Consider the following 12,782-nt stretch of genomic DNA (forward strand, 5'->3'; position numbering starts at 1 on the left):
TATGGTATAATAAGAAAGATTAAAGGAGAATTTTATGTTTTATTCATACTTACGTACCCTCTTATCCTTCTTGCTGTGGGCTATCAACGGTAATATTCACTATCATGATAAAGAGAATATCTTGCCTCAGGAAGAGAACTATATTTTGATTGCACCCCATAAAACATTCTGGGATCCGGTCTTTTTAGGCTATGCGGCTGCACCGAAACAGTTTATTTTTATGGCGAAGAAAGAATTGTTCAAAGATCGTGGTTTTGGCTGGTGGATTTCAAAGTGTGGTGCCTTTCCGATTGACCGGGAAAATCCTGGCATGGCAGCAATCAAGTATCCTGTTAATATGCTGAAAAAGAGCAATCGCTCTTTAGTCATGTTCCCTTCTGGAAGCCGTCATACTACTGAGCTTAAGGGTGGAGTAGCAGTTATTGCTAAGACAGCCAAGGTCAAACTCATGCCAGCCACCTATGTTGGTCCGATGAAGCTAAAAGGTTTGTTAGCTGGTGAGCGTATTGATGTGGCTTTTGGCAATCCAATCGATGTTTCTGACATCAAACGGATGGACGATGAAGGAACAGCAGAAGTGACTCGTCGCATTGAGGCAGAATTCAAGCGCTTGGATGATTATGCAAGCTCCTTCCAAACTAGCAAAAAACCAAACGTTTTGACCTATATCTACCGACTTCCAGTTCTCTTACTAGTTGCCATTATTCTAGGATTGACCTATATTTTCAGCTATATTGCAAGCTTTTTCTGGAAACCAAGTACCCAGTTAGATAAATAATAAGATTGAAACTCGCGAAATGCGGGTTTTTTGTATCTTTTTCCGGACTATATAGGTGGAGGTAAATGATGAATCAGATTAAAACCTATGTAGAAATTCTAAAAGATTATAAATGGCAGATTGCCTTGCCATCAGTTGCAGTTTTGATAGTGTCAAGCTTTTTAATTTTTAGCCAACCAGCTCAATCAGCTAATCAGACGGGTCTGACAGATTTTCCACAGACCGAGCAAACCTTTAGCAGTTCAGAGCTTGTTGAAGAATCTAGTACAGAAGAAAGTGAGGTGCCTAGCCAGTTTCTTGTGGATGTCAAGGGTGCAGTTGAAAAGCCTGGACTATACACCTTAGATGTTGGAGCGCGTGTCAATGATGCCATTGAGGCGGCTGGAGGCTTGACCAGTCAGGCAGATCCAAAGTCTATCAATCTGGCACAAAAATTGACGGATGAGGCGGTGGTCTATGTGGCAAGTAAAGACGAAAACATCTCGGTGGTAGCTAGTCCGACTGCCAGCTCTGCTATGTCCCAAGAAGGAAATGAAAGTAAGGTCAATCTGAATACGGCGACCGAGGCGGATCTACAGACCATTTCGGGCATCGGTGCCAAGCGGGCGGCGGACATTATCGCCTATCGTGAGGCTAACGGCGGCTTCAAGTCGGTGGACGATCTCAACAATGTTTCGGGCATTGGCGACAAGACTATGGAAAGCATTCGACCTTATGTCACGGTTGAGTAAGCTCCCCTGCAAACCCATTCACCTGGCAGTCTTGGTGGTGGCGGCCTACTTTGCAGTCCATTCTTTTTCCCTCTTGACAATGGGCCTGCTGAGTTTGGTGTTAACTGTCTTTGGTGTTCGGCAAGGCAAGACAGTTTTTCTCAAGACGCTGCCGCTTCTAGCCCTATGTGGTCTGTTTTTCGGATGCCAGAAGGTCCAATGGGAGCGGGCAGACCAGTCAGCCCCAGAGCAAGTGACGACTGTGCAGGTCATTCCAGATACCATTGACATCAACGGGGACAGTCTGTCCTTTCGCGGTCGGGCTGACGGACAAACCTATCAGGTTTTCTACAAATTAGACAGTCAGGAGGAGCAAATTTATTTTCAACAACTAACAGATCTGGTCCAGCTAGAAGTGGAAGCAGAGGTCAGCCTGCCAGCTGGTCAGCGGAATTTCAAGGGCTTTGACTATCAGAGCTATCTGAAAACACAGGGCATCTATCGGACTGTCAAGCTAACGGCGATTAAGAAGATTGTCCCTGCCCAGTCTTGGAATGTTTTTGACTGGTTGTCAAGCTGGCGGAGGCAGGCCTTGGTCTATGTCAAAACCAATTTTCCTGCTCCCATGAGTCACTACATGACAGGGCTTTTGTTTGGGGAACTGGATAGTGATTTTGACCAGATGAGTGACCTCTATTCTAGTCTGGGCATCATTCATCTCTTCGCCCTGTCTGGTATGCAGGTTGGATTTTTCATCGACAAGTTTCGCTGGATTTTTCTGCGTTTGGGCTTGACCAAGGAAGCCGTAGATAAGTTGCAGATTCCCTTTTCACTTTTTTATGCTGGTTTGACAGGTTTTTCCGTATCGGTGGTGCGGTCTTTGATCAAAAAAATTCTGGGTAATCTGGGCTTGCGGAAGCTGGATAACTTTGCGGTGACAGTCTTTGTCTGTCTGCTGATTCTGCCCCGATTTCTGCTGACAGCTGGAGGTATCTTGACCTTTACCTATGCTTTTTTGCTGACGGTTTTTGATTTTGAAGACTTGGGGCAGGTCAAAAAGGCTGCGGTGGAGAGCCTCAGTATTTCACTTGGGATTTTGCCGGTGCTCATGACCTATTTCTATGCCTTTCAGCCTTTGTCTATCCTCTTGACCTTTGCCTTTTCCTTTATCTTTGATGTCCTGCTCTTGCCAGGTTTGTCGGTCATTTTTCTCCTGTCGCCAGTTGTCAAGATAACCTGGGTCAACGGATTTTTTGTCTTTATGGAAAACATCATTGTCTGGGTGGCGGATTTGGGCTTTCGGCCTTGGATACTGGGCAAGCCGTCTGGGCTGGTTCTCTTGCTTTTGCTGGTCAGCCTCTTCATGCTCTACGATTTTCACAGGAAGAAAAAATGGCTCTTAGGACTGAGCCTGGTCCTCGCTCTGCTATTTTTCATAACCAAACACCCGCTGGAAAACGAGGTGACGGTGGTGGATATCGGGCAGGGGGACAGCATCTTTTTGCGGGATATGCGGGGGCGGACGGTCCTGATTGATGTGGGCGGACGGGTCGATTTTGCGGCCAAGGAAGCTTGGCAGGAGCGGTCTTCGCAGGCAAATGCAGAGCGAACCTTGATCCCTTATCTGCATAGTCGGGGTGTGGATAGGATTGATAGTTTGGTCCTGACCCATACCGATGCGGACCATGTGGGCGATGTGCTGGAGGTGGCGAAGCAGGTGCAAATTGGTCGGATTGTCGTGTCGCCAGGAAGCCTGACGGTGCCTGACTTTGTAGTCACCTTGAAAGAAATTAATGTTCCTGTTCATGTGGTGGCGGTGGGCGACCGCTTGCCGATTTTTGACTCCTATCTGGAAGTCCTCTATCCAGACGGGACAGGTGACGGTGGCAATAATGACTCTGTTGTCCTTTACGGTCGCTTGTTGGAAACCAATTTTCTCTTCACAGGGGACTTGGAGCAAGGGGAGCTGGACTTGATAGAAACCTATCCCAACCTGCCTGTCGATGTTTTGAAAGCTGGTCACCATGGCTCCAAAGGTTCGTCCTATTCTGAATTTCTAGACCATATCGGAGCCAAGATTGCCCTGGTATCTGCAGGAGAAAACAACCGCTACAAGCACCCTCACCAAGAAACCTTGGACCGCTTTGACAGTCGGAATATCCAAGTCTATCGAACTGACCAGCAAGGAGCTATTCGTTTCCGAGGTTATAAGGAGTGGACGATTGAGACGGTGAGGGAATGATAATTTCCAAAAAAGCTTGATATACTATGCATATCAAGTATTGACTTACCAGTCAATACTTCCTAATGGTGATGAAGGAGGAAAAAGTATGTGTCCAAAATGTGGAAGTCATAGTGTTGTTAAAATTGGAGACAATCACTCGGGATTACTATTTTCAAGTGTAGAGAAACCAGAGACATACTATCAATGTCAAAATTGTTCTAATAAGTGGATTGAAAATAGGTAACAATAAGGAGTGATGGTATATATGAGTGATTTGATTTGGACAGAATTAGGGTCTTATACTCCTGAGGACTATGCAAAGATAAGAAAGTGGATTGAGGAAACGAGTTTTCAAAAACAAAGAGTTTTAGAAGAGCAGGTTGACTATAGTGTACCCCCTCGATTTAGGAATAATTGGGATGAATTAACTACGTCATATGAAGAATATTTGCAGGATAAGATTCATTTTTCTTCAAGAGATTTGGAGATTCTTGAAACCTATAATCGATCTAGTGCCATGTTCGGTGATGGTTTATTTCAAAAACCTTTAGTAAGTGAAGTTTGTTCCTCTGAAAATTGGTTTGCAACTTTTTACCAAACTTTGAGGAAGTCTCATAGTGAGGCTGATGTTATGCAGCAGTTTATTATTGATGCAACGATTCTCATCAGTAGGTATGAGTCGGTAGCACTATGGTTGCAAAAAATAAGAGAGACCGGAGATTGGAATAGGAAAAAAGGGAGATGGGTTTTACCGATTATTGCTCTTTCAATCTTAGTGATGTTTAAAATTATTCCTGAAATTTCTTATTATAGTATTTTTGATTATGTCAAAGTACTCATAATACCAGCTGTACCAATTGGAGCTTGGATCTATTTGCAAAAAAATAAACTTTCCAATCAGAAAGTGGTTCAACAACAACTACAGCTAGCTCAAGAAGCAGCTGAATTTACCTTAAGAAAGGCGAAAGAGCATCCGCTAATTCAGCAACAAGGTAGTGAAAGTAGTACATTATTCTTTGGAACACTGTATCAATATTACCGTCAAGGAAGAGTAAATAGTCTTCAAGAGGCTATCAATTTATTTTACCAAGAACGTCAATATATGCAAGTAAACCAGCACCAAGAAATGCTTCAACAAGAGATAAAGTTTGCGAAAAACCTAGCAATCGCTAATACAATGTACTCTATTCTGAAAAAATAAAGGTCGCATTTTTTGATGTGACCTTTTACATTTTAGTTCACTTAAAATTTGTTTGGTATCGCACCGACCAGCAAGGAGCCATTCGCTTCCGAGGTTGGAAGGAGTGGAAGGTGGAGACGGTGAGGGAATAAAGGTACGGTAGAGCGGTTTGTAGCTAACACACTAAAACCACCTGTCTTTGCAGGTGGTTTTAGTGTGTTATAGTCTGTTTATTATAGCCTTCAGATGTTAACCATGTTTGGGCAGTTCTGCTTTGAGAAGAAGTATGTATTCAGAGGCTGGGCAGAAAGCCCAGCGCAGTGGTTGATTGACAGATTTGTTCGTGTTTTACACTCCAAATCTGACCATTACGACTGTTGCGAACAAAGTTCGATCTATTTCCAACCTCAAAAGGTTCACTGAACATTTTGAGCTGTGCGGGGGTGGGAGTGAAACAGTCTGGGAATAGACTGTTTCAGCTCAACAACTGGAAATAAGGACTTGTTGACGAACTCTTTTTAGACTGGTCGAGTTCTTTCCACTCCCTATGTATTTTTAATCTAGTCTCATATTTTATACAAGACTTGATTTTTTAGAGTCACTTCTGTTACAGGGGCGTATTTTTTCAGTTGTTTGAGGTCGTTGGGATTGCTGATGAAGGTGATGACCAGGCCTTCATTGCCCATGCGGCCTGTCCGCCCAGCTCGGTGGGTGTAGGTTTCCTTATTGAAAGGCAGGTCGAAGTTGAGGACGCATTCCAGACTGTCGATATCGATGCCTCGTGCCACCAAGTCGGTCGCAAGGAGTAGGTTAATCTCGTGGTTTTTGAAGCGTTCCATGATGACCTTGCGGAACTTGACATTGACATCAGAGGCAAGTGAAACGGCGTTCGCCTGGTTATAGAGCAGTTTTTCTTCGCTAGCACCTAGGTCAGACAGGCTGTTGAAGAAGGCCAAGGCTCGTATATCAGGGATATTAGCAAACTTGCGAAGCAGTTCCAAGCGGTTCCGCTTATCCACTTGAATATAGCAGTGTTGGATCGTATCCAGCTGCTGATCGGACAGGTCAAGGGTCAGGATGTCTGTCCCAATCTTGCTACGGTCAAACTTGGCTGTGGCACTCATGTAAATCAGCTGGTGGTCGCGTGGCACGTAGCTTGTAATCTTCTCGACAAAGTGGTACTGGGAATCGCTAAAGAGCTCGTCAAATTCATCCAAGATAATGGTATCCACATTCATCATCTTGATTTTTTTTAACTTGATGAGTTCAAACACTCGTCCCGGAGTTCCGATCAAAATCTCAGGCCCTTTTTTCAGGCGTTCAATCTGGCGTTTCTGACTGGATCCGGATAGAAAGAGCTGAGCATTCAATCCAATCGCTTCTGCCCAAGTCTTGCAGACGTCAAAAATCTGCCCTGCCAGTTCCGTATTAGGTGCTAAAATCAGTAGTTGCTGGGCTTTCTTAGGTTTGAGTTTGAGTAGACTAGGCAGGAGATAGGCGAGGGTCTTGCCTGTTCCCGTTGGGCTAATGCCCAGCAGGCTCTGCCCTTCCGAAATCGGCTCAAAAGCCTCTTCCTGAATAGCTGTAAAGCTGTCGAAACCAAGCTGGTCAAGCAGTTCTTGCCAGCTGGCTGGTAGTTGGTGTTTCATATCGTATCGTCAGACCGAGGTCTATCCTTTCTATTGGTCACAATCAGCATCAAAGACAATGCCAGCATCTTTACGCATAGTGAAAATGGTTTGGTGGACTGCTTGCGTGTCGTCTAGCCATTTGTTAGCAGTAGCGGTATCCTTATTCTTGATGATATGGGAAAATTGCAGAGCTTCTTCTAGCATGTTGTTTTTGACAGGTGAGATAGGAAGTTCTATACGATTTCCATCATGACCTGTGAAAATAGCAGACTGAATGTGTTGGCAACTGTTAAGCGTTAGGGTACCTGTACTGGTGTAGATTTCACTCGGTAAGTTGCTAGTAATGTTCTTACCAGCCTGAATCGTCACCACAAAATCATCATAGATAAGCTGACCAGTTCCATTTAAGTCAACGGTGTTTTCTAGCTGACTAGCCTTGTAGTGGGCTGTTTTAGGATGTCCTAGGAGTCCGATAGCAGCATAGAGGGTATAAACTCCGAGGTCCATAATGGCACCACCAGAAAACTTGGCTGAAAAGATGTTTGGCTCTTGTCCTGCAAGCAGCTCTGCCATTTTCGATGAATACTTGGCGTAGCCAAAATAGCCACCCAAAATGGTTTGTCCAGCTAAGAAGTCCCGAATGGTTTCAAAGGCTTTTTCGTGGTAATTACGGGCTGCTTCAAAGAGAAAGAGGCTTTTTTCTTGAGCAAGAGCCCGTAATTGAATGAATTCTTCTGGGCGAGATACCATGGGCTTTTCAACGATAGCGTGCTTGCCAGCTTCAAGGGCAGCCTTGGCTTGCTCAAAGTGGAGGGCATTGGGACTGGCGATGTAGATGATATCTAGGTCAGCCGCCAGAAAATCCTGCCAATCTGCATAAGTATCCACATCCACGTAAGACTTGGCAAAGTCTTGTGCTTTGTTTAGGCTACGTGAATAGACTGCTCGGAGTTGATAGTGTTTGCTAGAATGTGCAGCGTCGATGAACTGATGTGTGATAGGACTGGTACCAATTATTCCTAGTGTGAGCATTATATTACCTCTCTTATCTTCTGCCTTTCATTATAACATGTTTCATGGTAAAATAATATGAATAAACAAGAGGAGTTGGAAATGGCAAAAAAACCGATTATTATTGGTGTAACTGGTGGTTCTGGTGGAGGTAAGACCAGCGTATCTCGGGCGATTTTAGATAATTTTCCAGATGCTCGAATTTCTATGATTGAACATGACTCTTATTATAAAAATCAATCTCATTTGACGTTTGAGGAGCGAATTCTAACCAACTATGACCATCCGCTTGCCTTTGATACTGAACTGATGATTTATCATATCAGTGAGTTGTTGGCTGGCAGGGCAGTGGATATTCCGATTTATGACTATACTCAACATACTCGTTCCGATGAAACTTATCGTCAAGAACCGCAGGATGTATTTATTGTAGAGGGAATATTAGTCTTGGAAGATAAGCGTTTACGTGATTTGATGGACATTAAGATTTTTGTGGATACAGATGATGACATTCGTATCATTCGTCGGATTAAGCGGGACATGGAAGAGCGTGGTAGAAGTTTGGATAGTATTATTGAACAATATACCACTGTGGTTAAACCTATGTATCATCAATTCATCGAACCAACAAAACGTTATGCCGATATAGTAATTCCTGAAGGGGTTTCTAATGTGGTGGCCATCGATTTAATTAATACTAAGGTGGCTAGCATTTTACAGGAAAGAGAATAGAAGTCGCTGGTTGACTTCTTTTTTAATTAATTGTCAGAAAATTCTTGACAGCTTTTTAAAATCAGGCTATAATAACAGTATTCTATCTCAAGGAGAAGCCAAATGAGTTCAGCTAGACAAGTTGTTTTGTTGTTGAGGCGGTAGGGCTAGTGCTATAAGCATTAGTCCTGTTTGGCTTACCAAGCGGGCAGTAACATCTCGCTTGGTATCAAGTGAGATGTTTTTATTTTACAAGAGTGAAAAGGAGTATACTATGCGTACTATTGAATTTTTAGATACAAGTCTACGAGATGGTGAGCAGACACCAGGAGTTCATTTTACGATTAAGGAAAAAGTTGCTATTGCTAAGCAATTGGAGAAATGGGGAATTTCTGCTATAGAGGCTGGTTTTCCTGCTGCCAGTCCGGACTCCTTTGCGGCTGTAGAAACGATTGCTAGGACACTGACCAGAACAGCTGTTACTGGTTTAGCACGATCAGTTAAGTCAGATATTGATGCTTGCTACGAAGCTTTGAAGGATGCTAAATATCCGCAAATTCATGTTTTTATTGCTACTAGTCCCATTCATCGAGAATTTAAACTGAATAAGTCAAAAGAAGAAGTACTAGAAGCTATCAAGGAGCATGTTTCCTATGCTCGTAGCAAATTTGAAGTTGTCGAATTTTCTCCCGAAGATGCGACACGAACGGAATTGGACTTCTTATTAGAAGCTGTTCAGACAGCTGTTGATGCTGGCGCGACTTATATCAATATCCCTGATACGGTTGGCTATACAACTCCAGAGGATTATGGTCATATTTTCAACTATTTGATTTCACATATTAAGTCAGAGCGTACGATTCATTTTAGTCCACATTGCCATAATGACCTTGGTCTTGCTGTTGCCAACACTTTGGCTGCAATAAAAAATGGGGCTACTCGCATTGAAGGAACAGTCAACGGTATTGGGGAGAGAGCCGGGAATGCTGCTTTGGAAGAAGTGGCAGTTGCTCTTAATATTCGATCAGATTATTATGATGTAACCTGTCCAATTGTGTTAGAGGAAACAGTTAATACATCAGAACTTGTCTCACGATTTTCAGGTTTGCCTCTACCTAAAAATAAGGCTATTGTTGGTGGAAATGCCTTTTCTCATGAATCAGGCATTCACCAGGATGGTGTCTTAAAAAATCCGTTGACTTACGAGATTATTACACCTGAATTGGTAGGTTTTACTTCAAACTCTCTACCACTTGGGAAATTATCTGGTCGTCATGCTTTCATCAAAAAATTAGAAGAACTACAACTGGACTTTGCTCCATCAGAAGTACAGGCTTTGTTTAACAAGTTTAAAAAACTAGCGGACAAGAAACAAACGATTACCAATGCCGATATTCGTGCCTTAGTAGCAGGTGTGGCAATTGAAAATGTGGAAGGATTCCATTTTGCAGACCTGAAACTTAGTTCCAATGCAGATGAAAGCATTACTGCTACTGTCAGCATGATTAATCAAGAAGAAGAAATTGTTGAACTGTCCGCAGATGGAAAAGGATCCGTTGAGGCTATCTTTAATGCAATTGATCTCTTCTTCCACCAAGAAGTGCGGTTGGATAGTTTTACAATCGATGCTATTACGGATGGGATTGATGCTCAGGCTGCGGTGAATGTAACGGTTGAAAATCTAGATACGGATACTATTTTCAATGCAACAGGGATTGACTTTGATGTGTTGAAAGCATCAGCTATTGCTTATATTAATGCTAATATCATGGTTCAAAAGGAAAATGAAGGAACCTTCACTACATCACTTTCAGAAAAAGAAAATCCCAGATAGGAGACAGTATGACAAAGATGATTCTTGCCTTAGCAGGTGATGGTATTGGTCCTGAAATTATGGCGGCAGGACTTGCAGTTCTACGAGAACAAATCCGCCGCCATCAGTTGGATATCATTATTCAAGAAAAAGATTTTGGTGGTGCGGCCATAGATAGCAGTGGGCATCCCCTACCCTCAGAAACTTTACAGGCAGCGAAAGAGGCAGATGCCATTCTTCTAGCTGCTATCGGTGGTCCTCAGTATGATAAAGCAATAGTTCGTCCCGAGGAAGGGTTGCTATCTCTTAGAAAGGAATTGCAACTATTTGCAAATTTACGTCCGGTTAAAATTTTTGATAGTCTGAGCCACTTATCTCCTCTAAAAGCTGAGCGAATTGCTGGTGTAGATTTCCTAGTTGTGAGAGAATTAACGGGAGGGATTTACTTTGGTCAGCATAATCTAGAAGAAAATAAAGCATTTGATATTAACGAGTATAACCGTGAGGAGATTGAGCGGATTATTCGGATGGCTTTTGAACAAGCTAGATTGCGTCGTAAAAAAGTAACTAGTATTGATAAGCAAAATGTTCTTGCGACTTCAAAACTCTGGCGTCAAGTGGCTGATCAAGTTGCTTTGGATTATCCGGATGTAATCTTGGAACATCAACTTGTGGATAGTGCGGCTATGCTACTTGTAACCAATCCAAGTAAATTCGATGTTATTGTGACTGAAAATCTATTTGGTGATATTCTTTCAGATGAAGCTAGTGTCCTTTCTGGAACTTTAGGAGTTATGCCTTCGGCATCCCACTCTTTGGCAGGACCGAGTCTCTACGAGCCGATTCATGGTTCAGCTCCAGATATTGCTGGAAAAGGGCTTGCGAACCCCATTAGTATGATCCTTTCGGTTGCTATGATGTTGAGGGATTCCTTTGGTCAAGAAAAAGCAGCATTAGAAATTGAAGAAGCTGTTCACCAAACGCTGACTCAAGGCACTTTCACACAAGATTTAGGAGGAAAAGCTTCTACACAAGAGATGCTGGAAGCCATTTTGATGAATTTATGACTATTCAACAACTAGTTAGTTTATTTCTACTTATCTGGAATTTGGTAACCTTTATCACCTACGGTATAGATAAGGGGAAAGCACGGAGAGAGGCATATCGAATTTCGGAAAGGACCTTGTTGCTTATGGCCTATTTCTTTGGTGGGTTAGGAGCTTGGGCAGGCGGTTCTTTTTTCCATCATAAGACGAGAAAGTGGTATTTTAAAATGGCATGGTTTGTAGGCATGGTCATTGATTTAGTTGCTATTTATTTTATCTGGAGGTAAGATGGCTGGAAAATCTATTTTTGACAAGGTCTGGGACCGACACGTTATCACTGGTGATGAGGGACAGCCACAGCTCATGTACGTGGACCAACATTATATTCACGAAGTGACAAGTCCTCAGGCTTTTCAAGGGTTGCGAGATGCTGGTCGCAAGGTCCGTAGGCCAGATTTGACTTTTGGAACTTTTGATCATAATGTTCCAACAGTTAATATTTTTGATATTCGTGATGCTATTTCTAAGGCGCAGATGGATAAATTGGCAGAAAATGTAGCTGATTTTGGAATTGATTGTGCGGACCACGGTTCAGAAAATCAGGGTATTGTTCACATGATTGGACCAGAAACGGGACGGACTCAACCAGGAAAATTCATTGTCTGTGGAGATAGTCATACGGCAACGCATGGTGCTTTTGGTGCACTTGCGTTTGGAATTGGTACATCGGAAGTAGAGCATGTTTTTGCTACTCAGACGATTTGGCAGGTAAAACCAAAGAAACTATTAGTGGAGTTTATTGGTCGAGCTCAGGCGGGTGTTTATGCTAAGGATTACATACTGGCATTGATTGCTCGTTATGGTGTTGGTGTTGGCGTTGGATATGCGGTTGAATATCGAGGGGAAGCCGTTGATTCACTCAGCATGGAAGAACGAATGACGATTTGTAACATGTCGATTGAGTTTGGATCAAAAATTGGCATGATGAACCCTGATGAAAAGACTTTTTCCTATGTGAGACAGACAGTCCATGCGCCAGAAGCTATAGAAGAAGCGATTGAAGATTGGAAAACACTTGTTTCGGATGACGATGCTGTGTATGACAAGATTATTCGCTTAGATGTATCTGATTTGGCGCCTATGGTAACATGGGGGACTAATCCTGCTATGGGAGTTTCATTTGACCAAGCTTTTCCAGCTATTTCAGATTTAAACGATCAGAGAGCTTATGACTATATGGACCTTTCCCCAGGTCAACAAGTAAAAGATATTGAGTTAGGTTATGTTTTTATTGGATCGTGTACCAATGCTCGACTCAGTGATTTAGAGCTAGCTGCAAAATTTGTCAAAGGGAAAAAAATTGCCCCAAATCTGACTGCCATTGTTGTTCCAGGATCACGTCCTGTTAAACGAGCAGCAGAGAAATTGGGTTTGGATCAGATTTTTATTGAAGCTGGTTTTGAATGGCGAGATCCAGGGTGTTCTATGTGCCTTGGAATGAATCCTGACAAGGTACCAGAAGGTGTCCATTGTGCTTCAACAAGCAATCGTAATTTTGAGGATCGTCAAGGTTTTGGTGCCAAGACTCATCTCTGTAGTCCAGCTATGGCAGCAGCAGCAGCGATTGCAGGTAGGTTTGTAGATGTTAGAAAACTCGTAAGTGATGTGGAGGGGTAGA

At 42.9% G+C, this 12,782-nt stretch carries 11 protein-coding genes; 9 read left to right on the top strand and 2 right to left on the bottom strand.

Going from position 1 to position 12,782, the window contains the following annotated elements:
- The first annotated feature begins 34 nt into the window (after positions 1-34).
- From AC4CS8_RS03065 to AC4CS8_RS03080, 4 genes are all read left to right on the top strand, one after another.
- Positions 35-778 carry a lysophospholipid acyltransferase family protein gene (locus AC4CS8_RS03065; RefSeq protein ID WP_493893489.1) on the top strand — a complete coding sequence of 248 codons (744 nt, stop codon included), beginning with the start codon at positions 35-37 and terminating at the stop codon, positions 776-778.
- Between the two features lie 68 nt (positions 779-846).
- A complete protein-coding gene (locus tag AC4CS8_RS03070; RefSeq protein ID WP_493893490.1) occupies positions 847-1,509 on the top strand; it encodes a helix-hairpin-helix domain-containing protein in 663 nt (220 codons plus the stop codon).
- Positions 1,493-3,730 (top strand): DNA internalization-related competence protein ComEC/Rec2, encoded by a 2,238-nt coding sequence (locus tag AC4CS8_RS03075; RefSeq protein ID WP_493893491.1) that lies wholly within the window; start codon positions 1,493-1,495, stop codon positions 3,728-3,730. The genes AC4CS8_RS03070 and AC4CS8_RS03075 overlap by 17 nt, the downstream gene beginning before the upstream one ends.
- Positions 3,731-3,977: 247 nt before the next feature.
- A complete protein-coding gene (locus AC4CS8_RS03080) occupies positions 3,978-4,913 on the top strand; it encodes a hypothetical protein (protein ID WP_493893492.1) in 936 nt (311 codons plus the stop codon).
- A 545-nt stretch (positions 4,914-5,458) separates the two neighbouring features.
- Here the strand turns inward: AC4CS8_RS03080 and AC4CS8_RS03085 are convergent.
- Complete coding sequence (locus tag AC4CS8_RS03085; protein WP_493893493.1) at positions 5,459-6,541, bottom strand: DEAD/DEAH box helicase; 1,083 nt, start codon at positions 6,539-6,541, stop codon at positions 5,459-5,461.
- 30 nt (positions 6,542-6,571) lie between these two features.
- Positions 6,572-7,555, bottom strand: a complete 984-nt coding sequence (locus AC4CS8_RS03090; RefSeq protein ID WP_493893494.1) for a Gfo/Idh/MocA family protein — start codon at positions 7,553-7,555, stop codon at positions 6,572-6,574.
- Positions 7,556-7,636: 81 nt separating this feature from the next.
- Between AC4CS8_RS03090 and udk the strand changes: the two genes are divergently transcribed.
- From udk to leuC, 5 genes are all read left to right on the top strand, one after another.
- Positions 7,637-8,266 (top strand): uridine kinase, encoded by a 630-nt coding sequence (gene udk, locus AC4CS8_RS03095; protein WP_493893865.1) that lies wholly within the window; start codon positions 7,637-7,639, stop codon positions 8,264-8,266.
- 253 nt (positions 8,267-8,519) lie between these two features.
- The gene (locus tag AC4CS8_RS03100) at positions 8,520-10,079 is read left to right on the top strand and encodes a 2-isopropylmalate synthase (RefSeq protein WP_493893495.1); all 1,560 of its coding nucleotides are present in this window, start codon (positions 8,520-8,522) and stop codon (positions 10,077-10,079) included.
- Between the two features lie 8 nt (positions 10,080-10,087).
- Positions 10,088-11,125: a 3-isopropylmalate dehydrogenase gene (gene leuB / locus AC4CS8_RS03105; protein ID WP_493893496.1), complete on the top strand. Its 1,038-nt coding sequence runs from the start codon at positions 10,088-10,090 to the stop codon at positions 11,123-11,125.
- Positions 11,122-11,391 (top strand): DUF1294 domain-containing protein, encoded by a 270-nt coding sequence (locus AC4CS8_RS03110; RefSeq protein WP_493893497.1) that lies wholly within the window; start codon positions 11,122-11,124, stop codon positions 11,389-11,391. Before leuB ends, AC4CS8_RS03110 begins: the two co-directional genes overlap by 4 nt.
- A gap of 1 nt (position 11,392) precedes the next feature.
- Complete coding sequence (gene leuC / locus AC4CS8_RS03115) at positions 11,393-12,781, top strand: 3-isopropylmalate dehydratase large subunit (protein ID WP_493893498.1); 1,389 nt, start codon at positions 11,393-11,395, stop codon at positions 12,779-12,781.
- The last annotated feature ends 1 nt before the right edge of the window (position 12,782 follow it).

It is taken from the genome of Streptococcus sp. NSSLK0004 (genome assembly GCF_059039125.1).

Excerpts from the sequence above, each read along its gene's own strand:
- AC4CS8_RS03065 (WP_493893489.1), top strand. The coding sequence starts at position 35 with ATGTTTTATTCATACTTACGTACCCTCTTATCCTTCTTGCTGTGGGCT.
- AC4CS8_RS03070 (WP_493893490.1), top strand. The coding sequence starts at position 847 with ATGAATCAGATTAAAACCTATGTAGAAATTCTAAAAGATTATAAATGG.
- AC4CS8_RS03075 (WP_493893491.1), top strand. The coding sequence starts at position 1,493 with ATGTCACGGTTGAGTAAGCTCCCCTGCAAACCCATTCACCTGGCAGTC.
- AC4CS8_RS03080 (WP_493893492.1), top strand. The coding sequence starts at position 3,978 with ATGAGTGATTTGATTTGGACAGAATTAGGGTCTTATACTCCTGAGGAC.
- AC4CS8_RS03085 (WP_493893493.1), bottom strand. The coding sequence starts at position 6,541 with ATGAAACACCAACTACCAGCCAGCTGGCAAGAACTGCTTGACCAGCTT.
- AC4CS8_RS03090 (WP_493893494.1), bottom strand. The coding sequence starts at position 7,555 with ATGCTCACACTAGGAATAATTGGTACCAGTCCTATCACACATCAGTTC.
- udk (WP_493893865.1), top strand. The coding sequence starts at position 7,637 with ATGGCAAAAAAACCGATTATTATTGGTGTAACTGGTGGTTCTGGTGGA.
- AC4CS8_RS03100 (WP_493893495.1), top strand. The coding sequence starts at position 8,520 with ATGCGTACTATTGAATTTTTAGATACAAGTCTACGAGATGGTGAGCAG.
- leuB (WP_493893496.1), top strand. The coding sequence starts at position 10,088 with ATGACAAAGATGATTCTTGCCTTAGCAGGTGATGGTATTGGTCCTGAA.
- AC4CS8_RS03110 (WP_493893497.1), top strand. The coding sequence starts at position 11,122 with ATGACTATTCAACAACTAGTTAGTTTATTTCTACTTATCTGGAATTTG.
- leuC (WP_493893498.1), top strand. The coding sequence starts at position 11,393 with ATGGCTGGAAAATCTATTTTTGACAAGGTCTGGGACCGACACGTTATC.